The following is a 25,720-nucleotide window of genomic DNA, read 5'->3' as shown; positions in this document are numbered from 1 at the left end:
CGCCTTAGATAAGTAGTGCAAAGCCGGTGATTACGACATTTAAGATGCCAAGCGGAAGTAAAATTTTCCAGCAAAGCATGCTAAGCTGATCGACCCTTAGATGCGGCCACGACGCCCTCGTCCAAAGGAAAAAGAAAAAGACTAGGCTTGATTTTAAAATGATCATCAAAGCACCTGGGATAAATAAAAACTCATTAAAACCGCCCAAAAATAGGAGCGTGATGATGATGCTTGCTGCGATCATGTTGGTGTATTCGCCGATAAAAAACATCGCCCATCTCATGCCGCTATACTCAGTGCCATATCCTGCTACGATCTCGGTCTCGTTTTCTGTTAGGCAAAATGGCGTTCTGTTGCACTCCACAAAGCTTGCCATCACGAAAAGCACGAAGGCAAGGGGCTGCTTAAATATGAGCCAGTTAAAGATGCCTTTTTGGTAGTTGTTTATATCAACTAACGAGAGCGAGCTAGTCACCATGACAACGCTTAAAAGTGCCATGCCAGCGACCACTTCGAAGCTAAGAAGCGCCACGACCGCACGAGCGGCGCTAATTAGTGCAAATTTATTGTAGCTTGCAAGACCTGCTGCAAGTGGCGAAAAGACGCAAACTGCTGCCACGCCAGCGATATATAAAACGCCTACGTTTATATCTGCAAGTATCGGTCTAATCGTATGCCCAAAAACCTCAAACTCAGGCAAAAATGGCACAGGCGCAAGCGCTGCAAATGCCGCGATAGCAGAGATTAGAGGGGCTATTAGAAAGATAAATTTATTTGCATTTGCTGGGACGATATCCTCTTTTGTAAAGAGCTTTATCATGTCAGCCACGATCTGAAGCACGCCAGCAGGTCCCACCATATCAGGCCCCACGCGGCGCTGCATATAGGCAAGCACCTTTCTCTCGGCGTAGGTCGCAAGCCCTGCAAGGCTAGCCATGACGGCCAAGATGACGACTGCTTTAACAATAGTTGTTATAACAAAAAATAGCATTTCACTCATTCTCTGCCTTTATTATTTTTACGCTAGCAAAACTCTTGCTCTCAAAAATGGCGCTTACATCAAGCTTATCATCGTAGTCGCCAAGATAGGCCGCCACGCCTCCTAGCTCGCTATCAAGCTCCACGCAAATGGCAAGCTTTTGCCCATTTTTTTCTAAAATGACAGCTTCGTTTTGTGAAATTTCAAATTTAGCCATAAACTCGCTACTTGCGTAAAGTTTCGCGCGTTTAGCTGTCTGGCTAGCATAGTTTGCAAAAAATGATGGCAGATTTATAGGATTTGCAAGGCTTATAAGCGCTTCGTCTTCTTTTAAATTTAGCTCACTTTGCTCTTTAAAAAGTGGCTCTATGTCCTCTTTTGGCGTGAAATTTGAAATTTCAAGCTTGTAGCCTCTGTGGCTTGTGCCGTCATTTGCGTAAAAATTTTCTAAATCATCAAATTTAACGCCCCTGTAGCCCTTCTCTTTTGGTAGCTTCGCTGTGTAATCAATCGTATTTTTAGCCACCAGTCCAAGCGCATTTGCGATATCGTTTAAGAAGTAGCCGTTATGAGCTAAAGCCGCATTTGTCGGCACTACTTCATTATTTATGCTTGTAAATGTGCCCTCTTGCTGATTTAGTGCACCAGCGTCAAGATCGCCCTCAAAGATGCTAAATTTAAACTCGCCCATTTCGTTGTATCCTAGCGTCTTGCTGGGCTTTTTCTCGCGTGAAAGCGTGCAAATTTTAGCTACGCCAAGCGAGTTAGTTCGAGGTGGTATCAGCATCACACGAAACGGTGTAGTTCTTGCGATCACTCCAGCAAGGGCTGCAAGTAAATTTGCATTTTCATGAACGTAAAAGTCGCTACCTAAAATGAGCGTAAATTTAGCCTTACCCTCGCTAAGAGTAGCTACCTCCAAGCCAAAGCTCTCTTCAAATTTTTCAAGTCTAGCCTGAAGCGCTGCTGGTAAATTCTCACCCCAGTTTTTAAGCACAAAGAGTAAAATTTGCTCCAATTTGCCAGCCTCATAGCTCACACAGGCAAAATTCTTTGAAAATTTCTTCACCACCTCATCAGCGATGTGATGAAAGTAAATTCCACTAGCTTTATTCATCTTAAGGGCGTTATTTAGCTTATAGCTTGTAATTGGGCTCTCATGGCGCAAGAAGCTACCAGCCGTGATCACAAAGTCGCTATTTTTTAGGCTCTCATAGTCTGCGTTATATGAGCTAAGACCGCTAAATTCGCTAAAAATATTTAAGAAATTTTGAAATTTAAAAGCCTCATCGTTTAGTAAATTTAGATCAAATTTCTCTCTCAAGCGCTCCAAAATAAGCGCCTCTTCGTTTGTTATGAAGCTATTAAATTTTATATTTTTTATGTTGCCGTTTTTAAAATTTAAGACTAGCTCATTAAATTTCGTCTCATTTTTGCGGGCATTTTCGTTGTGAAAGTCGTAGGCAAACCTTGCCGCACCGCTGATCTCGCCAAAGTGAAAGTCGTTGCTAACGCGGTAAATTTGCTTGCTTCTATCGCTAGTGCTTTTCTCTTTTACGTCATAAAAAATGAGCTCGCAGTCGCTTTGGTGCGGATTTGCCGCTGGGACACGGCTTAGCTCCCAGATGTTTGAGCTATACTGAAAATTTGAGCTTACAAGCGCACCAACAGGGCAGACGCTGATGCACTCGCCACAAAATGAGCAGTCCAAGCTTTCGCCAACGCTTGGGGCAATTAAGCTCTTTTGCATCTTGCTAAAGACGGCGTAGGCATCTTTTGGCATGCTCTCTTTTAGCTCTTTTGGCACTTCAACGCCCCTTGGCACCGTTTTTAGCGCGCTTTCGCCGATCTTATCTTTGCAAACCGTCACGCACCTCTCGCAGACCACGCAAAGGGCTGGGTCGTAGTTTATGAGCCCCCATTTTTTGTGCGGTTTATGCGTGTCAGTAATGGCAAATTTTTGATCATTTACGCGTAAATGCGTTGTCAAATTTTGTAGCTCGCACTCGCCGCTTTTGTCGCAAACACCGCATTGAAGGGGGTGATTGACGCAGTAGGTCTGCATGATCGCATTTCGCTCAGCAGCGATCTCTGGCGTATTTGTGTAAATTTGCATATCCTCTTTGGCTTTGGCGTTGCAGCTATAGACCACTTTGCTGTTTGCCTCGACCATGCAAAGCCTGCAAGCAAGCGTTGGCGAACAGCCGCTAAGGTAGCAAAGCGCAGGGATGTAGATGCCATTTGCCCTTGCGATGTTTAGGATGCTCTCGCCCTCGTTTGCCTCTAAAATTTGATCGTTTATGGTGATTTTCATTTGCTAACTACTACTTGTTTAAATACATATCCATCAAACTCTTTTGCGCCAAGCACGGCGACCGTGCCTTTTAGCGCTGGATCAAGCCTAAATTTAGCCCTCACGCTAAAGTCTTTTGCTTTTAAATTTAAAATTTCGCCATCCTTTGCCTTTGCCACGATACCAAACTGCACGCCGCCCACGATCTCGTCACTTGCGTTTTTGTTTAGATAGATGACCGCTCCGTCAAAATTGTCAAGCTCTCTTAGCTCGCCAACTTCGCCGCCTGCTGTAAATTCTCTCACTTCGCCGCCTGCTAAGACGACATTTTTGCCTAAAATTTCAAGCAGCCAAAAGATCGCATCTTTGTCTGGATGAGTAAAAAAAGAGTCATCTATGATCACGTTTTTAACGTCCTTTATCCACTCGCCAAGCTCCTCAAACTCCTCCTCGCCCACGTTGCACTCACCACTTATCAGCCCATCATCAAGCTCGTCAAAAAACTCATTTTGCACCAAATTTGCATACTTACAAAGAAGCGCTAAGACATAGCTTATCGATCCTATCTCGCAGCGGATCAAATTTTTACTGCCAAGCTCATTATCTTCAAAGCATGAGATGTATTTAAACTCGTGCTCTTTTATCTTTTTTGCTAAATTTTTGTCGCTCAAACTTAGTAAATTTGCGATACTTAGGCTCTTGCCTGCTACTAGATCATTAAATTTCATATCTTGCCCTTTTTTATCGTTAATGCCCAATCAACTTGGTTAAATTTAAGCGAGTTCATTACCTCGCAGTTTAGGTTATAAGCCAAATTTACGGCCTTTGTTACACCGCTGTAATCACCTATCTCAAACAAAAATATCACAACTTCGTCTGGCTCGCTAGCCTTTATCTGCTGTCCAAGAGCGCTTAAAAACTCGCCCTTTAGATGCCTAAGATCGACCCTTCTCATCTATCAACCTCGCCTAAGATGATATTTGTGCTGCCAATTATCGCAGCCACATCTGCCACATACTGCCCAACTAGCATATCTTCATAAATTGCGCAGTGCCAAAAGCTTGGTGTGCGAATTTTTAGGCGATATGGGCTTGCGCTACCGTCTGAGTTTATATAAATTCCAAGCTCGCCCTTTGGCGACTCACTAGCAAAGTAAATTTCGCCCTTTGGTGGCTTTAGCCCCTGAGTTATCAGCACAAAATGCTGCATTAATGAGTAGTTTTGGCTCATTATCTGCTCTTTTGAAGCGCTCACATACTCTGGCGCGTCGGAGATGATGGCGGGGCTACTTGTCTGATACTTGCTAACGCACTGCTTTAAAATTTTCACGCACTCGCGCATCTCTTTCATATAAAGCAGATATCTCGCGTAGCAGTCGCCCTTGGTGGCGTAAGGCACGTCAAATTCTAGCTCGTCGTAGATGAGATATGGCTCTTCTTTTCTGATGTCGCGCACGATGCCACTTGCTCTTAGCATGACGCCAGAGCAGCCGCTACTAAGGGCTAACTCTTTGCTAACTACGCCCACATCAACAAGCCTTGCTTGCCAAATTCTATTTTCACTTAGCAGATCTTCGTAAAGAGTGATGTCGCTTGGAAATTTCTCGCAAAATTTAAGCAGCTCCTCGCACCAGCCATCAGGTAGATCAAGCGGCACGCCACCGATCTTTATCGAGCTATGAGTTAGCCTTGCGCCACAGTATTTTTCTATGAGATCAAGGACGTATTCGCGCTCTCTAAATGCATATAAAAAGACACTCATAGCCCCCACGTCAAGGGCGTGCGTGGCTAAAAATAAAAGGTGCGAGCTGATACGGTTTAGCTCCAAAAGCATCACTCTAATGATCTGCGCACGGCGAGGCACTTCTATGGCGCAAAGCTTCTCCACGGCCGCGCAAAATGCGTAGTTATTGGCACTCGATGCTATGTAATCCACCCTGTCAGTTACTGGGATAAATTCCTGATAGGTCATATTTTCAGCCATCTTTTCAACGCCTCGGTGCATAAAGCCAACCTCTGGCATAGCGCGCACGACCTTTTCTCCGTCAAGCTCAAGCACAAGCTTTAGCTGTCCGTGTGCGCTTGGGTGCTGCGGGCCAAAATTTAGTATCATCTTGCCGTCATTTTGCTCAAATTCTAAATTTTCAAAAAATGGTTTTAAGCGGTTTGGTGCCTGGCTCAAGGTCTTTCCTTTACTATCTGGCTTTGGTTAAATTTAGCCTTTTTGACAAATCTCACGCCGCCTTCTTCTTGATACTCGTAGTCTTCATTTTCGTCAAACACTCTTGAAAATCCAAAGGTATCTTTCTCATCGACAAAGGCTGGGTCGCGGTTCTCTTCGCCGATCTGCTCTCTAAATTCACGCCCAAAAATTTTATCTACCTCGTACCATTTAGCAGCCTCGTCGCCAACTAGCGGATAGCTTTTTAGTAGTGGGTGCGAGTTCCAGTCATCAGGCATGATGAGGCGCTTTAAATTTGGATGATCTTTGATTAAAACACCGCTTAGATCATACATCTCACGCTCCGCCCAGTTTGCGCTTTTATAAAGCTCGCAGACGCTTTTTAGCATTTCATCCTTTTTGACAAAGCACTTTACTCGTGCGCGCCTATTTTTGCTAACACTTAAAAGCTGATAAAAGACCTCATATCCACCTTTTTGCGCTATATAATCAATTGCTGCAAGCTCACAAAGCTGCTCGTAGCCAAAGCCTTTTAACGCTTCAAGCGCTTTAAAATTTTCACTTGAATTTACGTAGAGAACAAGTTGGTCAAACTCCACGTAGCTAGATAAAATTTGCACTCCGCTTTGCTCTAAAACAGCCAGCTCTTCGTCAAATTTAGAGCCACTTACTGCTTCTTTTGGCGTCTGTTTGGCGATATAAAATTTCTCGCTGTAGTACTGCTTTTTTTGCAGGTCGTTTTTTGGCTTATACTCTCTCATATCTCAAGCTTTCTTGGCTTTTGCGCCCTAAATGCACTTTGTTTTCTTATCTTTTTTTGTAGCATCATAAGTGCATACTGAAGTGTCTCTGGGCGCGGGGCACAGCCTGGGATGTAGATATCGACTGGGATTATGCGGTCTACGCCTTGAACGGTTGAATAGGTGTTAAACATACCGCCAGTGTTTGCGCAGCTACCCATCGAGATGACCCACTTTGGCTCAGGCATCTGGTCATACAAACGCCTTGTAAATTCAGCGTGCTTTTTAGTTAGCGTGCCAGCTATGATCATCACCTCTGAGTGCCTTGGACTAGCGCGAAATATAGTACCAAATCTATCAAAGTCATATCTGCTAGCGCCACTCGCCATCATCTCGATCGCACAGCATGCAAGCCCGTAGCTAAGCGCCCAAAGCGAGTTGCTCCTGCCCCACTGCACGAGCTTATCAACGGTTGTTAAAACTACTGGCAGACCGCCATTTGCAGCGTAGTTTATCTGATGCTTTGCCATTTAAAGACTCCTTTTTGCCAAGCGTAGGCAAAGCCGATGAGTAAGATCGCCACAAAAAGCAGCATTTCTATTAGCCCAAATAGCCCAAGCAGCCTAAAATCCACCGCCCACGGATACATAAAAATGACCTCAACGTCAAATAAAATAAATAAAATTCCATAAAAAAAGTAGTGGATATTTATCTTATTTGGCTGTTTTACGGTTGTCGGTCCGCACTCGTAAAAGCCAACTTTTAGGCGCTCGGTGTTGCGGTTGGCTAGCTTTTTGCTTATCTTTGAAGATAAAAATGTTATCAAGCTAAACGAACAAGTAGCTAACAAAAGTATGATAAAAGCGCCAAGATAGGTGCTGTCAAGCTCTGAGTGTGACATACTTCGCCTTTTTTAATTTTTGAAAATTCTACTAAATTTAAATTTATTTGATCTTGAAATAGCTCAAGAGTAGCGCACTCAAATCTCTTTTTGTGTAAAAAATACTCTTATTTTATCTTCTCAACGGCGTCTTTTGCAGCACTTATGCGCTCAGCCTCATCAAGCTCACGCACAAAGCCATCTTTTACTAAAATGATCCTAGTTGCCACGTCAAAGTAGCTATCATCGTGGCTTACGGCGATGACGCTCACACCCTTGCTTTGTAAAAACGGCAAAATTTCTTTGTAAAATTTACGTTTAAATAGCGGGTCTTGATCGGCCGCCCACTCATCGAGGATAAGGATAGAGCGGCGCTCTAATATGGCTATTAGCAGGCTTAGGCGCTTTCTCTGACCGGTTGAGAGCTGCGTGGTGCTAAGTTTATTATCAATGACACTTACCTTTTTATCGATCTCAAGCAGAGCTAAAAGTTCATCTATATCGCTTTGGCTGGCAAAGCCTTCATGAGAGAGTGTTTGCGAAAATAGATAAAAATCAGCAAAGATGGCACTTATCTTGGCTTGATAGCTTTGTAAATTTGCCTCATCTATCTTTGTGCTATCAAGGTAAATTTCACCGCTGCTTGGACGGATAAGTCCGCAAAGAATGTTTATAAGCGTGCTTTTGCCGCTGCCATTTTTACCGATGATAAATGTTATCTCGCCGCGTTTGATCTCTAAATTTACATCATTTAGGCTAAATTTGCCGTGGTCGTAGTTGAAATTTATATCCTTTAGCCTGATGCTTTGCCACTCATCGCTTAGGCTATCATCAAATTTAAAGCCTTCTTTAAATTCATTTAAATTTAAACTCATGATCTTTTCTAAGCTCACCTTTGCGCTAAGTGCGGCTGGTATGGAGCCAACCATGCTCATAAATGAGCCTCTTAAAAATAGTATCGTAAGGCTTATGCTAAGTGCTGTTTGCAGGCTCGCCCAGCCAAATGCCACGCACAAAAATACGCAAAGTCCAACCGAGCCAAGGAGCATCACGTTTGTGAAATTATCACTTAGTGCGTGAAATACGTCGGCTTTTACCATGCTTTGTCGCTTCTTATCGCCTGTCAAATTTAGCTCATCAAAGCAAATTTGCGCTCTTTCTCTGTTTAGGCTAAGCTCTCTGTGCCCCTCAACGATGTCGTCGTAGTGCCTTTGCAGCGCGTCATCTTGCGTCCTTGAATCTTTAAAATAGAAGTGAATTTTCTTCATAAAAAGCGTGTTTATAAAAAGTGTCGCACCGATCCAAACGGCGCTAAATATAAAAACTTTTGGCGCGATCACGCAAAGATAGATGCTCGCACAGATGATGAAAACTAGGCTTTGTATGAAGCCAGTAGCGCTCATAAATGCAAATGTGATCGTCTTTATGTCATTGTTTAGACTTGCTATGATCTTTGCCTTGCCGATCTCGTTTATCACGCTATTTGGCGTGTCTAAAATTTGCTTTACACTTTGATATCTAAGCTCGTAGATAAATTTATGTCCGAAATTTGTGAGCGAGATGTTTGCAGCGATGGCGCTTAGAAAAAAGAGAAGCAAAACAACTATAAATTTAACCGCTACAAAGGCGTTAAATTCTTTTAAATTTACAAGTTCGTTGTTGATAAAAGAGAGCGTCCAGACGCCAAGCCCACTAAAGACAAGCGTCAGGATCACTATTTTTATTATTGAAAAAAGATTGCTTTTTATTAAATTCGCAAGCATTACATGGCAGCACGTGGCTGGATGATGTTTTGATCAAATTTTTGCTCGGTATTTTCACTCATGATGTGAAGCACCTTGCTGCGCTTGATCTTCGCGTCATCCTTAAATATCGCGCGCACCTTGTCCATGCCAGCGTAGAAGTCGCGCATGAGCACGACACAGATATATTTGCCAAAAAATGTTGGCTTGATAACACCATTTTCTTCATAGATCGCATTTACAAGTTTTAGCAAGCTAAGCTCGACAAATAGGTCTTTGTTGATATTTGCGTTGTTTTGCTCGTTGTAGGCTTTGATATCCACAGCACCGTCAAAAAGCCTTGTTAAAAATGTATATTTTAGTCGCTCTTTTTTGCTAAATGCGCATTTTGCGATGACTGGGCTTTGTCTATCTTTGACCTTTCTGCCGTAGTCAAGTAGGTTAAAGGCATTTATCACAAGCTGGCCGTCAAGGAAGCTAAATGCCCCGCTACCAACGCCCACGTACTCTAAATTTGAGCCTACATATTCGTCGCGAAGGTCTGCGCTTTTTTCGTTTGAAAATGCCCAAGCGTTACTTTGCCTGTAGCCACCTTTATCAAATTCGCTCACGATGATCTCGTAAAATTCGCGCTCATTATCGACGTTTGAGACACCTAGTGCGCGAGCGATGTTCTCTCTTGTTAGTTCTGATTTCATTAGCGGATAGAAGGTGATTTGCTGCGGAGAGATCGATTTTGCGACGTTTATGTCGTTTATTAGCTGCTCTTTTGTCTGATTTGGTAGGTTAAAGATGAGATCTAAGCTGATGACTGGTATCTTGCCGATAGCCTGCTCAAGCTTTCTTTTTGTCTCCTCAGCCGAGCCAAATTTATCGTATCTGCCAACTCTTTTTAAAGTCTCGTCATCAAAGCTTTGCACGCCTACGCTTAAGCGGTTGATGAGCCCATCAAAACGGCTCAAACTCTCTGGCGAGATGTGGTTTGGGTCGCTCTCTGCTGAGACATCCTCTATGCTAAAGAGATCTTTTGCGAGTTTTAGCGTTTTTTCAAGCTCTGGCTCGTTTATAAGCGTCGTGCCACCGCCCACATAAAGCGACGTAAAGTCAAAGCCAGCCTCTTTTATCTGCCTCATCTCCTCGCGTAAATTTTCAAAGTAAATTTTCGCAAGCTCCTGCTCGTAATGATACTTGTGAAACGAGCAATACGGGCAAAATGTGTGACAAAATGGCACGTGAGCGTAGAGCATATATTTTTTGTCTTTTTTTGGAGTTTTGGTGTAAGTCGTGTTTAAAATGTCTATGTTAAATTCGTTATATAGCGATTTTTGTATAGAATTATGAGCGTAATTTACAGCAAAACTCTCAACAATATTTTTAAAAATCATAATTAATCGCCTTAAATAAGTTAGTTTTAATTTAGTCCATTAGGATAGCCAAATTTTAATAAATTTAGCCTTGCATTAACGTAAATTTTGAGTAAAAAATGCGATCATTTTTTAAATTTTCTATTTTTACAAACCTGCGATTTTTACATATCTAGCTCGCTTTTGCTCTATAAATTTAAGCTTTAGCCTACTTACTCTTTTACTCTTGAGATGACCTTGCTTGAGTCAAGCTCAAATTTCACTCCGTCTTTTGTCTGCAAGTAGTAAAATTTACCGATATTACAAAGCGACTTCACATTATAAATTTTAACCGCTTTTTCATCTATCTCGCAAGGCGTTTGCTCTTTGTCTTTTGCCTCACAAAGTGAGCTAGGTAGCGCTTTTAACGCACTTTTATCCACAAGTAAAAATTTATAATCCACATCGCCTATATTAAAGGTTTTTGCTGTGTATTTGATAAACAAAAGCGAGTTTGAAACGATCATAAGCGAAAGCGCAGCGTAAAAAAGAAATGAAAAATCCTTTGTCTCTTTGATGCTCGCAACGCCCAGCATAAAAGAGAGCATAAACGAGCAAAAGAGTATCCAAAGTGCTAAAAATCTGCCATTTTCTGAGACGACAACCGAAATTATAAAGAGCAAAAGCATGAGAAATGACAAAAGATAGATGATGAAATTTGATCTATCTTTAAAGAAAACTGCCAAATTTACCCCAGCATAAGAGAGCAAAAGTAGCGATAAAATAGCGCCCCAGCCGTAGTTTAGCTTGAAGGCCGCAAAGGCCAAAATGGCAAATGAGATGAGCGTTAAAAAATAGATGAAATTTGAGCTATAAAAAAATAGAAATTTCGGCTTTTTAAATTTATACTTTTTATCGTCATTTTGGTAAAGGTAGGAGACAAAGACCAAGATAGCGATCTCAAAAGCCGTCACGATCGCGGTCGCGCAAAATAGCAAGATACCTGTAAATATCATCTCTGAGCTATCTAAACTCGGAAAGTAGCCGATCTCAAAGCCAAAATACAAAAAGTAGCAAAGCATGCTGACGACTGGGACGATAAAATTTGAGTGCTTGAAGAAATTTGTAGCGCACTCTTTTATGAAATTTGCCTTTAAATTTGCCGAATGCTCGCCAAGACGGCTCTCAAAAAATGAGTTTAAAAGTAGCTCATTTTTTATCTTTTCAAGGCGCTCCTCGTCGCTATTTGCTGCGCCTTTATAAATTTCATAGTTTTTATCTTCAAAATCCTTTGCAATCTCATCTTTTATGTCTAAGATCACGAAGCAAATTCGCTCTTTTAGCTCCTTTAACTCCTTTGAAATTTCAGCGTAATTTGTCCTATTTAGCCTGTCAAAAAGGTCGTTTTCTTCGTTTAAAAGAGTGATCAAACGCGCTTGTTTGCTGCTTCTTATCTCGCAGTTTGAGAAATTTGCCTTTAAGAAATTTATAAATTTTCTAGCGTTTTTAACGCTCTCATCTTTTTCATCTAAAATGTCTTGATAACTCAAATTTAAATCCTAAAAATTTACACGAAATGCTATTTAAGCACCTTTTCGATTTCGCTCCAGCCTATTTGCTTAGCAAATTCTGCCGCTGTTTTGCCACTTTTTGTGCGGGCGTTTTTATTTGCGCCGTTTTCTAGCAAAAGATTTACGATCGTTAAATTCCCAGCAAGTGCCTCGTGGTGAAGCTGTGTAAAGCCAAGCTCGTCAGTGTCTGCGACCATGCTTGGATGCGCTTTTATATACTGCTCCACCTGGCCGCGCATATTTTTGCTCATCGGATGCTCTATCAAATTTTCTGGGTGCTCTTTTTGCTCGAAAACTACCAAAATGTCGTTATAATCGCCAAAATCAAGCCCCCAAGCCGCGTCATGCTCGGCTAGTTCATCTTTTTGCATGCGTGAGCGCATCGCCTGCACGCTAAAGCCGCCATAAGCACGTCCATCTATCGCAAAAAGCCAGTCGCTCATATCGGTAAATTTTGCGCTTATTTGATCGCCAACTTTGACGTTTTGCACGCTATCTGGCTCATTTACGAGCGTGCCATATATCGTATCTCCGTCAAATTCAACGTCATTTACCCACATGTGCTCGCCAACTTCTTCGCCATTTACAACATCTAAAAAGCAAATTTTTACCATCGCATAATCAAGTCCTGGCGCGATCCTGCGGCGCTCCCAGTAAAGCTCACGCCAAAAATACTTAAAGCTCTCACGAGCTTGCTCAAATGCGCGCTGCATGTAGTCTTCGTCTCTACTTACAAAATAGATCGGCATCTGCTCACCAAGGTCTATTTGCTTACCAAGGATTTTCTCAAAAAAGCCCATTTTTACTCCTTTTTAGAATTTAGATAGATCAAATTTAAATAAAACGATAAGGCGAAATTTCATCCATGAATACGCCAAATTTTAGATACAAAATCATGCGAAATTTCGCAAATTTAGCCCAAAATCCTGCAAAATTTTAAATACAAAATTCGCACAATTATTTCGCAAAATTAGGCGAGGCGATTTGAATTTTTGTGACGGGAGTTACCGAGCTGGTAATGACCGAGCAAAAATTTAAATCAACGACGCATAATAAAGCGAAAACATGCGATATAGCCTGCGCAGCGAGAATTTTTCTAGCTCATTTAAAGGCGCTCACGAGAAGCCATTATTTTAGGTTTTTAAAGCTTATCGGAAGTTCTAGATTCAACCCCCTAACCAGCTTTATACACTCCTGCAGATCGTCTATGCTTTTGCTTGTCACTCTGATCTCTTCGCCCCTGATCTGCGCGCTTACTTTGATCTTTGAGTCTTTGATCGCTTTGGTGATCTTTTTTGAGTTTTCGCCGTCAAGCGTATCATTTAGCTTTAGCGTCGCCTTTAAATTTCCCCCGCTCGCTGGCTCTCTTTTTGTCTCTGTGATCGCTACTGGTGGGATGTTACGCTTGATGAGCTTTGAGATCACGATATCTTTTAGCGCGTCGATCTTGTTGTCACTTGAGCTAAGAAGCGTGATAAATTTCTCCTTTTCATTTAGCTCTACCTCAGCCGCAAGCCCCTTAAAGTCATACCTTGCTGCGATCTCTTTTTTTGCCGTCTCAAGAGCGTTTTTAACCTCCATCATATCGACCTCGGCACTTATATCAAAGCTATGTTCGGTTGCCATTTTTATCCTTTCAAATTTATTTAAATAGCCCTTTTATCTTCTCAAAAATCGACTTTTTGCCAGTCTCTTCTTGCTCTACTGTCTCGCTAATCTGCTGCATCGCAGTTTGTGTGTAGATGATAGCTCCATTTGGATCGCAGTTAAAGAGATTTGAATATGAGCTTGATTTGTTTAGATCAAGTGGATTTGGCTCCACGACCTCAGTGGCCTCGAGCAGGCCTATTTCTAGCTCGCATGCATAGTTTAGCGCATCTAAAAATGCAGGTAAATTTTGAGCGTAAAAGCCATCAATCGCCTCTTTTATCTCGCCATCTGCTTCATAGTCAGCCTTTAGTTTAGCTACGTTTTTAGCGTTTACATAAGCGCCACAACAGTAGTTTTCGGTGATCTCATTATAAATTTCGCCACTAAATTTATCCAAAAACTCACTTGGTAAAATTTCTCGCCAGTTGCTGATGTAGTTTTTAAATTTCTCATTTTGCCGCGCCAAAGAGCTTAGCGATTTGCCACGAGTGTAGAAATACTTTCTAAAAAAACCTTGCGTGACAGCGATACAAAAGCCGTGAGTTTTGTTAAAAATTTCATCGTCTTCATACTGTAACGCAGCGCTTAGTGTATCTTTGTACTTTTGGGCGTAAAATTTCTCTACGCCAGCCTTGCTAGCAAGTGCTAAAACCTCGTCAAACTTACTGGCCCTTGTAAGCTCAAGTGCCTCAAAATACCACTTTGAAATTTCATCTTCGCTAATGGCGTGATAGCTTATATCATAGCCCATTATCTGTTCTCATTTATGAAATTTTCGATGTTTGCGACGATCTTTACGATGAGTGTCTTTCTAGCCTCCAAGCTGCCCCATGCTACGTGCGGGGTGATTAGTAGATTTTCTTTGTTTTTTACATTTAAAAATGGGCTATTTTTGCTCATTGGCTCGCTTTCTAAAACGTCGGTGCCAAAGCGTAAATTTCTCTCATCTATCGCCCTTGCCATAGCAGCTTCATCCACTATGCCGCCGCGTCCTAAATTTAGCACTATCGCATCATCTTTTAGCAAAGTTATCTCGTTTGCGCCTAGTAAATTTCTAGTCTTTTCATTTAGCGGTGCGTGGATGCTGATGATGTCGCTGCTTCTTAGTAGCCCCTCTAAGCTTTTTTGCGCAAACTCACTATTTTTATTTGCTCCGCTTGTCGAGTAGTAGCTCACGTTTGCGCCAAATGCACGTGCCGCTGCCGCCACGCCGCGTCCTATCTCGCCAAGTCCGATGACGCCAAACTCTTTGCCAGCGATCTCGCTGATATCTGCGCCAAGATAGGTGAAAATTTCGCTTTTCACCCACTCGCCACTTTTTACGTAGTGATCATAAAATTTGATGCGATTTGTTAGCTCAAAAAGCAAGGCAAACGTGTGCTGCACGACGCTTGCAGTTGAGTAGCCAGCGACGTTTTTAACAGCTATATTTTTAGCTTTTGCATGCTCTAGATCGACATTATTCATCCCAGTTGCGCTTATGCAGATAAGATTTAAATTTGCCGCGTCCATCACGGCTTTGTCGATGACGACCTTGTTTGTGATGACGATATCAACGCCCTTTAGACGAGGCACGACCTCATCGCTCTTAGTCTTTTGGTAGCTGATAAACTCGCCAAATTTCTTAAAAACACTAAGATCTACGTTTTCTCCAAGAGTTGCCGCGTCTAAACAAACGATCTTCATCTTTAATCCTTAATAAAATGTCCTACAAATTTAGAGTAGTTATCTAAAATTTTACCGCCCTTTCTATATCCAAGCGCGCACGCCTCATAAGCGTAAAATACGCCTGCTTGGTAGCTCTCGCCCTTCTCATCTTGGTTAAACTCGTAAAATTCTTGATAGATGGCTTTGTTTGAGTCGTATTCGCCATCACTGCTTGCTATTTGTGCGCCGTTTTCATCGTATATAGAGACGTTTGCACCTTCTCTTCCAAATACCGGCTTTTTCACATATTTTTTGCCTTTTAGCGGCTCATTTGAGGTCTCAAGCAAGAGCGGGTGATTAGGATATAGATCCCAAAGGATTTTTAAGATCCCTTTGCTTTGGAAAAGCAGCGTGTAGGCTGGATTTATGATGATAGCTTTTTGATTTTTGACGATGTTTGAAAGTATCAGAGCCAGCTCACCCTCATCGATCGCTATGCTCTCCCAAGGGACAAGCTTGAACCAATACTCGAAATTTTCTTCACCTTTAAAAATGCCCTCATTATCGTCAAAAACGACCTCATCAACGTAAGAAAAGTCTGTTTTAAAGCCAGCCTCTTTTGCGATGTATTGCAGTAGTTTTACGGTCTGCTCGTCCTCGATACTGCCAGCGATGCTGCTAAAGAGTATCCCCCAGCCCTCGTAAAGCTCGTCAAAGTCTGCATCCTCGTCGCCAAGTGTGACAAGGCGTTTAAAATTTTGCTTTAGCGACTCGTAAAGGTCGTTAAACTGGGCTGCTTCGTCCATGTGATTTAGCTTTAGCATCGCCCACTGGATGATCGCCGTCTCAAAAACTGCCGTTGGCGTGTCAGCGTTAAATTCAATGAGCTTTATAGGCTTACCATCAAGCCCTCCAGCTAGGTCAAACCTGCCGTAAAGGTGCCAATGAACGTCATTTTCCCAGCTATTTTTAATGATATCAACAAGGTTAAATGGTATGCCTATCTCGTGAAAAAGGTTGTTGTCGATCACGTGTTGAGCGGCATTTACATACATATCATATAGCTCGTTTGCCGCCTCGTAGTAGGCATTTGCCTCTTTTTCGCTTACCTGCACGATCTCATCAGCGATATACGAGCTGTTGTCGTTATCTGTATGCCATGCAAAGCCGATTTTTTCCATAAATTCGTTGTTTAATGGGGTGATTTTTCTTAAATTTATCATTTTCAGCCTCCAAAGCTTGATGAGCTAGAGCCTGACTTTGAGCCACCACCAAAAAATCCACTCTTACCGCCGCTGCTTCTTGCAGCAGAATTTGCCGCTTTTTGCTTGTTAAAGCTATCGACGCTTCTTGTGTAAGCACTTGGATTTTTATATGTGCTTTGGCGATTTGCTTGGAAATTTTGGTTACCAAAGAGCTTACTGCCTATCCAGCTACCAAGTATCGCGCCAGCTGCTGAAGCAAGGATAGTCTCGCCAAGGCTTAGCCCGCCGCTACTTAGCTGTGCATCGCTCGTTCTTGTCAAATTTGAAGTGTTATTGTCGATCTTTGCGTTTGCTTGAGCTAGAAGTTTATCGATCTCATCTTTGCTTAGCACGCGCTCAGTACCGTTCATATCTTTTAAAACGACCCTCGTTTCAGTGCTTGGATACTCTTCTAAAATTTTATAAACGCCAGGTGCGCTCTCTTCGATGATGACAAAGGCACCGTTTTTTTGCGCAACTTCGTTTAGTGCGTTTTCGTTACCGCCATCGTCGCTCCCACAACCAGCAAGTCCAGCCATGATAATGGCACCAAATCCCCCAACCGCAGCATAAGTTGCTATCTTTTTAATGTGTTTCATATCTCTCCTATCAACTCTTTTAAATTTTTATGTCTTCTAACAAGTATCACGCCGCGTTTAAATTTGATAAATTTGGAGTGATGTATCGCTTTTATTATCTTTTCACTGATCTTTTTTGTCGCTTTTGGCTTTAAATTTAACTCCTTTAGATATTCGCTTAAATTTATCCATTTTGACTCATCCTCTATCTGCGCATCTATCGCCACTTCGCTTGCGGCACTTTCGTTTTTAGGTGCTAAAAGCGGCCTTTGCATGGCGTTTAGAAACTGCATGAGCTTCTCGTCTCTATCCTTGTAAATTTGCAAAATTTCATTTTTGCGCTCAATGAGCATCTGCTCTTTTTCTTTAAAAAGCCTATCTTTGTCGGCTTGCAAATTTAAATTTAGGCTCTTAAGCTCATTTAGCTCATTTAGCAAATAGCTTACAAACTCGTCGTTTTGGGATTTAGTTTTTGTGCTTTTTGAAGCGGTTTTTGCGGGTTTTTCGCTACTTGGCTCCTCGTCAAGGATGACAAATTTAGTGCCATTTTCAATGACCGTTTTTAACGAGCCTCGGCGGATTCTATTATAGACTGCTTCTTTTGTTATGCCTAAAATTTCTGCAGCTTCATTTACAGCTAGCTTTTGCATCGGATTTCCGTTTAAAATAAAATAAAAAAATTGCTTTGATTATAAAAAAATAAGGCTAAAAGAAGAGTTAAACAAAGAGAGCAAAGCCCTCTTTGTCTTGGTTTTAGAGTCTTGACTCGTAGCGTCTAAGCATATAAAGACGTTTAAGCATTTTCTTGCGAGCTGCAATTTTTTGTTTCTTGCGGATCTCAGTTTTAGGCTCAAAGAAGCGTCTAGCTCTTGCTTCAGTAACGACTAAATTACGGTCAGTTTGTTTTTTAAACTTTCTGTAACCCTCGTCAAATGACTCGTTAGGATGTACCTTAATACCAGGCAACGTCCTCACCACCTTTCAGATTAAAATAAGCCGTGAGTATAGTCTGTTTTTTATAAATTTAAGCTTTTTAGGCAAATTTAAAATATTTAATACTTTTTTAATAACCCAAAATTTATAATCTTAAAAATTTCAAAAAAGGCTCACCATGTCAAAGGATATTCATCTTAGCTACGCCAAGAGGCGTTATATTTTTTTTGCCTGTATCACGTTATTTGTATTTATTTTGCCATTTATTAGGATAAATGACGCGCAGCTATTTTTGCTAAGTTTTGATAAGAGCAGAGTTGATCTATTTTTTACAAAATTTGATATGCAAGAGCTATATTTGATGCCATTTTTGTTTATCACTTTATTTTTAAGCATATTTTTCTTAACGACGCTTGCAGGGCGTGTCTGGTGCGGTTGGAGCTGTCCGCAGACCATTTTTAGAGCGGTCTTTCGTGACCTTTTGCAGACTAAAATTTTAAAGATCAGAAAAAATATCCAAAACAAACAAAACGAGCCGCAAGGTCAAATTTTAAAACGTGCAATAGCTGTTGGAATTTGGTGCGTTTTAGCACTCATAATAGCTGCAAATTTTATGTGGTTTTTTGTGCCGCCATTTGAGTTTTTAGCCTATATAAGTGACCCCGCGGAGCATAAAATTTTACTTGCATTTTGGCTTAGCATCGCTGCTTGGCTAGTCTATGACGTGGTCATTTTAAAAGAGAATTTCTGCGTCTATGTCTGCCCGTATGCGAGGGTGCAGTCAGTTATGTTTGATAGCGACACGATACAAGTTATCTATAATCAAAAACGAGGTGGCGTCATATATGATGGCAAAGAGAAATTTAAAAAGCCAAAAGAAGAAGGCGCGCTTTGTACTGGGTGCGAGGCCTGCGTGAGGATATGTCCGACGCATATAGATATAAGAAAGGGCATGCAGCTTGAGTGCATAAACTGCCTTGAGTGCAGTGACGCATGCGCTAAAGTGATGGGGCATTTTAACGAGAGCTCGCTTATAGAGTGGAGAAGCATAAATTCTCAAAATGAAAATAAAAAGGTGAAAATTTTTAGATTTAGAACGGTTGCTTATCTTGTCATTTTGTGCGTAGTTTTGGTAGCTGCGGCGCTGATGAGTGGTAAAAAAGAGAGCATGCTTTTAAATATAAATAGAACAAGCGAGCTTTACAAGGTTTTAGATCAAGGTGAGGTTGAAAATTCTTACGTATTTTTAGTGCAAAATACCCAAAGCAAGGATCATAAATTTTACTTTGAGATAGATGATAAAAGCATAGAAATTTCTCGTCCAAATAAGCCATTTACGCTAAAAGCTGGCGCAAAACAAAAGGTCATCGTCACGCTAAAATCAAAAAATGAAAACACAAGCGAAAAAGATCTTTTAAAACATATAAGTATAAAAGCTTACGCCACTGACGAGCCAACTATCAGCGTGCAAAGGGCTAGCACCTTTATCTATCCTAAAAGATGATAAAATGGCAAAAATTTAGCGGGAAGTGAAATGGCGATATCAGAAAAAGGCAAAAAACGATACGAGCTCATCGTAAAAACAGCGCTTGAGCTATTTTTAAAAAATGGCTACGAAAAGACGAGCCTTAGCGATATCGTGGCGATAAGTGGCGGCTCGCTTGCTAGCATTTATACATTTTTTGAGAGCAAAGAGGGGCTTTTTCAAGCGATCATCGAGCAAGAGATAGACGCTCTTATAAAAGAGATCGATGAGAAGATAGATCTTAAAATTTCTCACAGCTTGGAGGAGTTTTTAACCAAATTTGCAACCATCATCTTCTCCATCGTCTGCACCAAGAAAAATATCTCACTTGGCAGGATAATGATGAGTGAGGGTTCTAAAAATGGCGGCAAGCTTGGCAGGGCATTTTTGGATCAAATTTTAAATAGGATCGACCTTGTGCTTATAAATTTCTTTGAAAGAGATGAGGTAAAATCACAGCTAAATCCAAAATTTCCAGCCAAATTTATCACAAAGTGTTTTATACAAAGTGTGATCGGGCTTTGCTACTTTGATTCGCTTATGTTGAACGAAGAGCCAAAACTAAGCAAAAAAGAGCGTGAAGAGCACGTTGCTTTGTACGTGGAGCTATTTTTAAATGGCATTGTTAAAAGTTGATTTGACTTTTAATTTATATTTAGTTATAGTCAGTGACTTTTATAATTTGTAATAAAAATTACAAAACTAAATTCGGGATTAAAATTTAAAATTAAGAGAGGTTTTTATGTTGAAATTTAAAAGTTTTCTTGTGCTTTCAGCTGCCGTTTTTTTGCTTTCTGGCTGCTTTGAAAGTGGCGACAAAAAGGCTGCTGCAGGTCAGCAAATGCCAACATCTCATGTTGATATATTTGTTGCACAAAAAGCGGATGTGCCTATTAGCTTTGACTACACAGCCACAGTTACTAGCAACCAAGATGTCATCATCTATCCAAAGGTTGGCGGCACGATCATAAAGCAGTTTTTTAAGCCTGGCGATAAGGTCAAGGCTGGAGAGAAGCTATTTCTCATAGATCCAGAGAAATATCAAGCCAGCTACGACTCACTTGACGCAGCCGTTGGCGTGGCAAATGCAAATTTAAAAAATGCCGAGACTGAGTTTAAAAGAATTTCTGCCCTTTATAAGAAAAATGCAGTCTCTCAAAAAGACTACGACGCAGCCGTTGCAGATTACGATATCGCAAATGCAAATTTAGTAAGCGCAAAAGCAAATTTAAAAAGTGCAAAAATAGATCTAGGCTACACAAGTATAGTAGCTCCATTTGACGGCGTAGTGGGCGATAATAAAGTCGATGTTGGCTCACTTGTAGTAGCAAGCCAAACCCAGCTTGTAAGACTAACTAAGATAAATCCGATCGAAGCTGACTTTTACATCGCAGACGTGGATAATCTAAGTAGAAAAGCAAATTTAGATAGTGGCGCTTGGCAGCAACTAAATAGCGAGGCTGTCTTAAATTTAAACAATGAAGATTTCACTGGCAAAGTGACATTTATAGATAATGTCGTAAATACCGCAACTGGTAGCGTTTTAGCAAAGGCTAGCTTTGATAATAGCGAGGGTAAAATTTTACCAGGTGCGTTTGGTCATATAAAGATGAGCGGATTTGTTCAAAAAAATGTCTTTAACATCCCGCAAGTCGCCCTTCAGCAAAGCGCTACAAACACTTATGTTTTGGTCGTAAAAGATGGCAAAGTAGGCCAAAAAAATGTAAAAACTAGCTACCAAACAAAAGATATGATCGTTGTGACTGAGGGTCTTGAGGAGGGCGATAAGATAATAGTTAGTAACTTCCTTAAAATCGGAGTTGGCGCACCAGTTGAAACTGATAAAGACCTAAGTGCAGAATTTATAAACGGCAAAGATGCAAACGCTACAAGTAGCAAGTAAAGGCAGATAGATGTTTTCAAGATTTTTCATAAACCGCCCGATATTTGCAACTGTTATATCTATCATCATAGTTATAGCAGGTTTTATGGGTATCAAGGGGCTTCCAATAGAGGAGTATCCAAGTCTTACTCCGCCTGAAGTATCAGTAAGTGCGTCATATAGCGGTGCTGATGCACAGACTATCGCTGACTCAGTCGCAAGTGCGATCGAAGATCAGATAAACGGCGTTGAAAATATGCTTTATATGCAAAGCACCTCAAGCTCTGCAGGTACTATGAATATAAGTGTATATTTTAAGATCGGCTCATCATCAAAACAAGCTACGATCGATGTAAATAACCGCGTGCAAGCTGCCCTTTCAAGACTGCCTCAAGAGGTGCAAAACATGGGTGTAACGGTGCGCGAAAGAAGTGGCTCGATCCTTCAAGTAGTTGGCTTTTCAAACCCAAATATGGACCTAGTGGAGCTATATAACTATGTAAATTTAAACATCGCCGACGAGATCAAAAGAGTAAATGGCATCGGCGATACAGCGCTCATTGGCAGCAAAGAGTACTCAATGAGAATTTGGCTAAAGCCAGACAGACTATCTCAGTTTAAACTAACTCCAAGCGACGTCATCTCTCAAGTAAGAATTCAAAACTCACAATACGCCGCTGGCAAGATCGGCGAGCAGCCATCAAAGGGTGAAAATCCTTATGTTTATTCTGTAGTTTCTGAGGGACGTTTTAAAGATCCAAAGCAGTTTGGTGAAATTTTGATAAAAAGTGAAGACGGCACAGTTGTCAAGCTAAAAGAGGTCGCCACAGTCGAGCTCGGAGCTGCTAGCTACGCATCTGAAGCTATGCTAAATGGCAAGCCAGCAGTGCCACTTTTGCTATTTTTGCAAAACGACGCAAACGCTCTAGCAACGGCTGAAGCGGTCAAAGCAAAGCTTGAAGAGCTAAAGAAAACCTACCCAGTTGGCCTAGAGCACACGATAGCCTACAATCCAACTGAATTTATCACCGTCTCAATAGACGAAGTCATAAAAACTTTTATCGAGGCGATGGTGCTAGTTCTTATCGTAATGTACTTCTTCTTAAAGAGCTTTAGAGCTACCATCATACCAATGCTCGCCGTGCCAGTCTCTATCATAGGCACATTTGGCGGGCTTTATGTGATGGGCTTTAGTATAAATTTGATCACACTTTTTGCCCTGATCCTAGCCATCGGTATCGTCGTGGATGACGCGATCATCGTTATAGAAAACGTTGAGAGAATTTTACATGAAGATAAAGATATAAGCGTAAAAAACGCGACATTTAAGGCGATGGAGGAGGTACAAACCCCAGTTATCTCTATCGTGCTCGTGCTTTGTGCGGTTTTCGTGCCGGTATCTTTTATGGAGGGCTTTGTAGGCGTTATACAAAAGCAGTTTGCGCTAACACTTGTCGTCTCTGTTTGTATCTCTGGCTTTGTTGCTCTTACTCTTACGCCAGCACTTTGCGCGGTTATGCTTAAAAGGCAAGAGAGCAAGCCATTTTGGATAGTTCAGAAATTTAACGACTTTTTTGACTTTAGCACTAAAATTTTCACAGCAGGCGTGGCAAAAATTTTAAAACATGTATTTATTAGCTTTATTGTCATTGGTATCATGGGATTTGCAACGTATGGGCTATTTCAGAAAGTGCCAAAAGGACTTGTGCCTTCAGAGGACAAGGGCGCTTTGATGGTTATCACCTCGCTTCCACCTTCTACAAATATGCTAAAGACAAAAGATGAGCTAGCCTCTATCAGCGGTGCTATTTTGAGTAATCCAAATGTTGAATTTAGCATGGGTTTTGCAGGATACGATATGCTAGCTGGCTCACTTAGAGAAAACTCAGCCGTTAGCTTTATTAAACTAAAAGACTGGAGCGAGAGAAAAGGCGCTGCAGATAGCGCAGATGCTTTGGCTGGGCAGTTTAACGGCATGCTTTGGGGCTCTAAAAACTCAATGACCTTTGTTGTAAATTTACCTCCTATCATGGGTCTATCAATGACTGGCGGCTTTGAGATGTATCTACAAAATAAGAGCGGCAAGAGCTACAACGAGATAGAAGCGGATGCTAGAAAGGTAACTGCAGCTGCAAACGCAAGACCTGAGCTAACTGGCGTAAGAACGACGCTTGAGACAAACTATCGCCAGTTTAAGATAACGGTTGATAAAGAAAAGGCAAGGCTATTTGGCGTAAGCGAGAGCGAAATTTTTAGCACGATAGCAGCTAGCTTTGGCTCTTACTACATAAACGACTTCAACCTTGCGGGTAAATCATACCGCGTATATGCAAGGGCAAGCGATAACTTTAGAAACAACCCCGAGGATCTAAGAAAAATTTTCGTCCGCTCAAAAGATGGCGGCATGGTGCCACTAAATTCAGTAGCAACGCTTACAAGATCGATCGGACCTGATATCGTTGATAGATTTAACCTCTTTCCAGCGGCTATGATCATGGGCGATCCAAAACCTGGCTACACATCAGGTGATGCGATAAGGGCGATCCAAGAGGTCGTAAATGACACGCTAAGTAGCGATGAGTACGCTATAAGCTGGGCAGGAACGGCATATCAAGAGGTAAATTCTCAAGGAACAGGCACAACTGCCTTTATCTTTGGTATGATCTTTGTCTTCCTAATCCTTGCCGCTCAGTACGAGAGGTGGCTCATCCCACTTGCTGTTATCACAGCCGTGCCGTTTGCGGTATTTGGCTCGTTGCTAGCAGTTTGGTTAAGAGGGCTAACAAACGATATCTACTTTGAGATCGGACTCTTGCTACTCATCGGCCTAGCGGCCAAAAACGCCATTTTGATCGTAGAATTTGCTATGCAAGAGCGCGAGAGTGGAAAGAGCATATTTGAATCAGCTGTAAATGCGGCCAAACTTCGCTTTAGACCTATCGTAATGACCTCGATCGCATTTACTCTAGGCGTTTTCCCAATGGCTATAAGCACGGGTGCTGGCGCTGCATCTCGTCACTCACTAGGAACTGGCGTAGTTGGCGGCATGATCGCTTCTACTACGATAGCGATATTTTTCGTGCCTATGTTTTACTATTTGCTTGAAAATTTAAATGAAAAATACTGGAAAAAGGGAGCAAAAAAAGATGAAAAATAAGGCGTTTATACTTATAACAGCGGCGTTTTTGGCTGGTTGCTCGTTTCGCCCAGATATGCCAAATGTGGATACAAATTTTACCTCAACATACACTTTCGAGACAAGCGATATAAGAGATCTTTGGTGGAAGGAATTTAAAGATGAAAATTTAAATATTCTTGTTGAAAGTGCGCTTGAGAAAAATACAAATTTACGCATTGCCTATTTAAATTTAGAGAAGGCAAAGGCGAGCCTTGGCGTTGCTGAGGCTAGCTTGCTCCCTGGGGTAAATTTAAATGTAAGTTATACCAAAGCAAAAACCAGCGGTGAAACTTACACTGGGCAGCCTCAAACACGCTATAGAAGCTCTAGCATAAATTTAGGGCTAAACTATGAGATAGATCTTTGGGGTAGAGTAAGAAATAGCGTGCTTGCAGCTAATGAAAATTTAAATGCGAGCAAATTTGACTATGATAGCGCCAGACTAAGCCTTAGCTCAAGTGTGGCAAAAAGCTACTTTGCTCTAGTGTCACTAAACATGCAAGAAGCGGTGCTAAAAGAGACACTAAAAACCTATGAGGACACGCTGGCACTTCGAAAGACGCAGCTTGATCTTGGTGGCATAAATGAGATGACCTATCTACAAAGCAAAGCTGAGGTTGAAAGGGCAAAAACTAGCCTAACTTCAGTGCTAAACTCAAAGTCGCAAGCGCTTACTTCGCTAGCCATCCTAACTGGCAAGAGCAATGATGAAATTTTAAAAGGAGCCGTTGCTAGTGCGCAAAATTTACCAAGCTCACCTGAGATAAAGGCTGGCATCAGCTCAGATGTTTTGCTTAGAAGAAGTGACGTGGCAAAGGCACTAGCAGATCTAAAAGCTACAAATGCCCTTGTGGGCGTAGCAAAGGCTGATTATTTTCCTACAATCTCACTTACTGGACTTTTGGGCTTTACAAGTATTGATTTTGAAAATATATTTGTAGGAAATGCCAATACTTGGAATATAGGTGGCTCTTTAGCGCAAAAAATATTTGACTACGGCAGGACAAAAAATAATGTCCGCGTTGCTGAGACAAACGAGCAAATCGCAGCTATCACTTACGAAGCAACTGTTAGATCGGCCCTTGGAGAGGTTAGAGATGCCCTTATCTCAAGGCAAAACGCAAAGCTCTCTTTGGATCAGGTAAAAAATTTGCTACAATCTCAGCAAAAAATTTATTCGCTTGCTAAAGATCAGTATAACGCTGGCTATATCGGTCACTTAGAGCTTCTCGATGCGGAGAGAAATTTGCTTCAAGCAAAGCTTCAAGATGTCTCTGCAAAGCTTGACGAGGTAGATAGCGCAGTCGAAGTTTATAGAGCACTTGGCGGCGGATTTAAGGTAGATAAATAAACT

Annotated in this window: 24 protein-coding genes; 5 read left to right on the top strand and 19 right to left on the bottom strand. The window is 41.5% G+C overall.

Features of this window, described 5'->3' with window-relative positions:
* Nucleotides 1-4 precede the first annotated feature (4 nt).
* The 19 genes from nuoH to rpsU form a co-directional block, all read right to left on the bottom strand.
* Nucleotides 5-1,000 (bottom strand): NADH-quinone oxidoreductase subunit NuoH, encoded by a 996-nt coding sequence (gene nuoH, locus CVS89_RS09110; protein WP_004318044.1) that lies wholly within the window; start codon nucleotides 998-1,000, stop codon nucleotides 5-7.
* Complete coding sequence (locus CVS89_RS09105) at nucleotides 993-3,293, bottom strand: NADH-quinone oxidoreductase subunit G (RefSeq protein WP_107847945.1); 2,301 nt, start codon at nucleotides 3,291-3,293, stop codon at nucleotides 993-995. Before CVS89_RS09105 ends, nuoH begins: the two co-directional genes overlap by 8 nt.
* Nucleotides 3,290-4,000, bottom strand: a complete 711-nt coding sequence (locus CVS89_RS09100; protein ID WP_107847944.1) for a hypothetical protein — start codon at nucleotides 3,998-4,000, stop codon at nucleotides 3,290-3,292. Before CVS89_RS09100 ends, CVS89_RS09105 begins: the two co-directional genes overlap by 4 nt.
* On the bottom strand, nucleotides 3,997-4,227 hold the full coding sequence (locus CVS89_RS09095) for an NADH-ubiquinone oxidoreductase subunit E family protein (RefSeq protein WP_004317978.1): 231 nt from the start codon (nucleotides 4,225-4,227) through the stop codon (nucleotides 3,997-3,999). The genes CVS89_RS09100 and CVS89_RS09095 overlap by 4 nt, the downstream gene beginning before the upstream one ends.
* Nucleotides 4,224-5,453 (bottom strand): NADH dehydrogenase (quinone) subunit D, encoded by a 1,230-nt coding sequence (gene nuoD / locus CVS89_RS09090; protein ID WP_107847943.1) that lies wholly within the window; start codon nucleotides 5,451-5,453, stop codon nucleotides 4,224-4,226. The genes CVS89_RS09095 and nuoD overlap by 4 nt, the downstream gene beginning before the upstream one ends.
* Nucleotides 5,450-6,214: an NADH-quinone oxidoreductase subunit C gene (locus tag CVS89_RS09085; RefSeq protein ID WP_107847942.1), complete on the bottom strand. Its 765-nt coding sequence runs from the start codon at nucleotides 6,212-6,214 to the stop codon at nucleotides 5,450-5,452. The genes nuoD and CVS89_RS09085 overlap by 4 nt, the downstream gene beginning before the upstream one ends.
* Nucleotides 6,211-6,723, bottom strand: coding sequence for a NuoB/complex I 20 kDa subunit family protein (locus CVS89_RS09080; protein WP_012001120.1), 513 nt, complete (start codon nucleotides 6,721-6,723; stop codon nucleotides 6,211-6,213). The genes CVS89_RS09085 and CVS89_RS09080 overlap by 4 nt, the downstream gene beginning before the upstream one ends.
* Entirely contained in the window at nucleotides 6,705-7,094 is a 390-nt protein-coding gene (locus CVS89_RS09075) for an NAD(P)H-quinone oxidoreductase subunit 3 (RefSeq protein WP_012001119.1), read from the bottom strand. Before CVS89_RS09075 ends, CVS89_RS09080 begins: the two co-directional genes overlap by 19 nt.
* Before the next feature lie 107 nt (nucleotides 7,095-7,201).
* A complete protein-coding gene (locus CVS89_RS09070; protein WP_107847941.1) occupies nucleotides 7,202-8,836 on the bottom strand; it encodes a multidrug ABC transporter permease/ATP-binding protein in 1,635 nt (544 codons plus the stop codon).
* Nucleotides 8,836-10,200: a coproporphyrinogen III oxidase family protein gene (locus tag CVS89_RS09065; protein WP_107847940.1), complete on the bottom strand. Its 1,365-nt coding sequence runs from the start codon at nucleotides 10,198-10,200 to the stop codon at nucleotides 8,836-8,838. Before CVS89_RS09065 ends, CVS89_RS09070 begins: the two co-directional genes overlap by 1 nt.
* Before the next feature lie 191 nt (nucleotides 10,201-10,391).
* Nucleotides 10,392-11,708, bottom strand: coding sequence for a hypothetical protein (locus tag CVS89_RS09060; protein WP_107847939.1), 1,317 nt, complete (start codon nucleotides 11,706-11,708; stop codon nucleotides 10,392-10,394).
* A gap of 29 nt (nucleotides 11,709-11,737) precedes the next feature.
* Entirely contained in the window at nucleotides 11,738-12,529 is a 792-nt protein-coding gene (locus CVS89_RS09055) for a DUF2314 domain-containing protein (RefSeq protein WP_107847938.1), read from the bottom strand.
* Between the two features lie 328 nt (nucleotides 12,530-12,857).
* Nucleotides 12,858-13,355 (bottom strand): YajQ family cyclic di-GMP-binding protein, encoded by a 498-nt coding sequence (locus CVS89_RS09050; protein ID WP_021089472.1) that lies wholly within the window; start codon nucleotides 13,353-13,355, stop codon nucleotides 12,858-12,860.
* A 16-nt stretch (nucleotides 13,356-13,371) separates the two neighbouring features.
* The gene (locus CVS89_RS09045) at nucleotides 13,372-14,130 is read right to left on the bottom strand and encodes a hypothetical protein (protein ID WP_107847937.1); all 759 of its coding nucleotides are present in this window, start codon (nucleotides 14,128-14,130) and stop codon (nucleotides 13,372-13,374) included.
* A complete protein-coding gene (locus CVS89_RS09040; protein WP_107847936.1) occupies nucleotides 14,130-15,065 on the bottom strand; it encodes a D-2-hydroxyacid dehydrogenase in 936 nt (311 codons plus the stop codon). Before CVS89_RS09040 ends, CVS89_RS09045 begins: the two co-directional genes overlap by 1 nt.
* Nucleotides 15,066-15,067: 2 nt before the next feature.
* On the bottom strand, nucleotides 15,068-16,249 hold the full coding sequence (locus CVS89_RS09035; RefSeq protein ID WP_107847935.1) for a glutathionylspermidine synthase family protein: 1,182 nt from the start codon (nucleotides 16,247-16,249) through the stop codon (nucleotides 15,068-15,070).
* A gap of 2 nt (nucleotides 16,250-16,251) precedes the next feature.
* Nucleotides 16,252-16,869, bottom strand: a complete 618-nt coding sequence (locus CVS89_RS09030; RefSeq protein ID WP_004318051.1) for a UPF0323 family lipoprotein — start codon at nucleotides 16,867-16,869, stop codon at nucleotides 16,252-16,254.
* Entirely contained in the window at nucleotides 16,866-17,498 is a 633-nt protein-coding gene (locus CVS89_RS09025; protein WP_107847934.1) for a DNA-binding protein, read from the bottom strand. Before CVS89_RS09025 ends, CVS89_RS09030 begins: the two co-directional genes overlap by 4 nt.
* Before the next feature lie 103 nt (nucleotides 17,499-17,601).
* Nucleotides 17,602-17,814 (bottom strand): 30S ribosomal protein S21, encoded by a 213-nt coding sequence (rpsU, locus tag CVS89_RS09020; protein WP_009294994.1) that lies wholly within the window; start codon nucleotides 17,812-17,814, stop codon nucleotides 17,602-17,604.
* A 145-nt stretch (nucleotides 17,815-17,959) separates the two neighbouring features.
* Between rpsU and ccoG the strand changes: the two genes are divergently transcribed.
* The 5 genes from ccoG (at nucleotide 17,960) to CVS89_RS08995 (ending at nucleotide 25,717) form a co-directional block, all read left to right on the top strand.
* Entirely contained in the window at nucleotides 17,960-19,285 is a 1,326-nt protein-coding gene (ccoG, locus tag CVS89_RS09015) for a cytochrome c oxidase accessory protein CcoG (RefSeq protein ID WP_107847933.1), read from the top strand.
* A gap of 30 nt (nucleotides 19,286-19,315) precedes the next feature.
* Nucleotides 19,316-19,942: a TetR/AcrR family transcriptional regulator gene (locus CVS89_RS09010; protein WP_107847932.1), complete on the top strand. Its 627-nt coding sequence runs from the start codon at nucleotides 19,316-19,318 to the stop codon at nucleotides 19,940-19,942.
* Between the two features lie 106 nt (nucleotides 19,943-20,048).
* Nucleotides 20,049-21,209, top strand: a complete 1,161-nt coding sequence (locus tag CVS89_RS09005; RefSeq protein ID WP_107847931.1) for an efflux RND transporter periplasmic adaptor subunit — start codon at nucleotides 20,049-20,051, stop codon at nucleotides 21,207-21,209.
* Between the two features lie 10 nt (nucleotides 21,210-21,219).
* Nucleotides 21,220-24,345, top strand: a complete 3,126-nt coding sequence (locus tag CVS89_RS09000; RefSeq protein ID WP_107847930.1) for an efflux RND transporter permease subunit — start codon at nucleotides 21,220-21,222, stop codon at nucleotides 24,343-24,345.
* The gene (locus CVS89_RS08995) at nucleotides 24,335-25,717 is read left to right on the top strand and encodes an efflux transporter outer membrane subunit (RefSeq protein WP_103645815.1); all 1,383 of its coding nucleotides are present in this window, start codon (nucleotides 24,335-24,337) and stop codon (nucleotides 25,715-25,717) included. Before CVS89_RS09000 ends, CVS89_RS08995 begins: the two co-directional genes overlap by 11 nt.
* The last annotated feature ends 3 nt before the right edge of the window (nucleotides 25,718-25,720 follow it).

It is taken from the genome of Campylobacter concisus, assembly GCF_003048615.2.
GTDB lineage: Bacteria > Campylobacterota > Campylobacteria > Campylobacterales > Campylobacteraceae > Campylobacter_A > Campylobacter_A concisus_C.
This window is presented reverse-complemented; position numbering and strand designations above follow the sequence as displayed.

Bases quoted from the DNA above. Each gene is read 5' to 3' on its own strand.
- nuoH (WP_004318044.1), bottom strand. From the start codon at position 1,000: ATGAGTGAAATGCTATTTTTTGTTATAACAACTATTGTTAAAGCAGTC.
- CVS89_RS09105 (WP_107847945.1), bottom strand. From the start codon at position 3,293: ATGAAAATCACCATAAACGATCAAATTTTAGAGGCAAACGAGGGCGAG.
- CVS89_RS09100 (WP_107847944.1), bottom strand. From the start codon at position 4,000: ATGAAATTTAATGATCTAGTAGCAGGCAAGAGCCTAAGTATCGCAAAT.
- CVS89_RS09095 (WP_004317978.1), bottom strand. From the start codon at position 4,227: ATGAGAAGGGTCGATCTTAGGCATCTAAAGGGCGAGTTTTTAAGCGCT.
- CVS89_RS09085 (WP_107847942.1), bottom strand. From the start codon at position 6,214: ATGAGAGAGTATAAGCCAAAAAACGACCTGCAAAAAAAGCAGTACTAC.
- CVS89_RS09080 (WP_012001120.1), bottom strand. From the start codon at position 6,723: ATGGCAAAGCATCAGATAAACTACGCTGCAAATGGCGGTCTGCCAGTA.
- CVS89_RS09075 (WP_012001119.1), bottom strand. From the start codon at position 7,094: ATGTCACACTCAGAGCTTGACAGCACCTATCTTGGCGCTTTTATCATA.
- CVS89_RS09070 (WP_107847941.1), bottom strand. From the start codon at position 8,836: ATGCTTGCGAATTTAATAAAAAGCAATCTTTTTTCAATAATAAAAATA.
- CVS89_RS09065 (WP_107847940.1), bottom strand. From the start codon at position 10,200: ATGATTTTTAAAAATATTGTTGAGAGTTTTGCTGTAAATTACGCTCAT.
- CVS89_RS09055 (WP_107847938.1), bottom strand. From the start codon at position 12,529: ATGGGCTTTTTTGAGAAAATCCTTGGTAAGCAAATAGACCTTGGTGAG.
- CVS89_RS09050 (WP_021089472.1), bottom strand. From the start codon at position 13,355: ATGGCAACCGAACATAGCTTTGATATAAGTGCCGAGGTCGATATGATG.
- CVS89_RS09045 (WP_107847937.1), bottom strand. From the start codon at position 14,130: ATGGGCTATGATATAAGCTATCACGCCATTAGCGAAGATGAAATTTCA.
- CVS89_RS09040 (WP_107847936.1), bottom strand. From the start codon at position 15,065: ATGAAGATCGTTTGTTTAGACGCGGCAACTCTTGGAGAAAACGTAGAT.
- CVS89_RS09035 (WP_107847935.1), bottom strand. From the start codon at position 16,249: ATGATAAATTTAAGAAAAATCACCCCATTAAACAACGAATTTATGGAA.
- CVS89_RS09030 (WP_004318051.1), bottom strand. From the start codon at position 16,869: ATGAAACACATTAAAAAGATAGCAACTTATGCTGCGGTTGGGGGATTT.
- CVS89_RS09025 (WP_107847934.1), bottom strand. From the start codon at position 17,498: ATGCAAAAGCTAGCTGTAAATGAAGCTGCAGAAATTTTAGGCATAACA.
- ccoG (WP_107847933.1), top strand. From the start codon at position 17,960: ATGTCAAAGGATATTCATCTTAGCTACGCCAAGAGGCGTTATATTTTT.
- CVS89_RS09010 (WP_107847932.1), top strand. From the start codon at position 19,316: ATGGCGATATCAGAAAAAGGCAAAAAACGATACGAGCTCATCGTAAAA.
- CVS89_RS09005 (WP_107847931.1), top strand. From the start codon at position 20,049: ATGTTGAAATTTAAAAGTTTTCTTGTGCTTTCAGCTGCCGTTTTTTTG.
- CVS89_RS09000 (WP_107847930.1), top strand. From the start codon at position 21,220: ATGTTTTCAAGATTTTTCATAAACCGCCCGATATTTGCAACTGTTATA.
- CVS89_RS08995 (WP_103645815.1), top strand. From the start codon at position 24,335: ATGAAAAATAAGGCGTTTATACTTATAACAGCGGCGTTTTTGGCTGGT.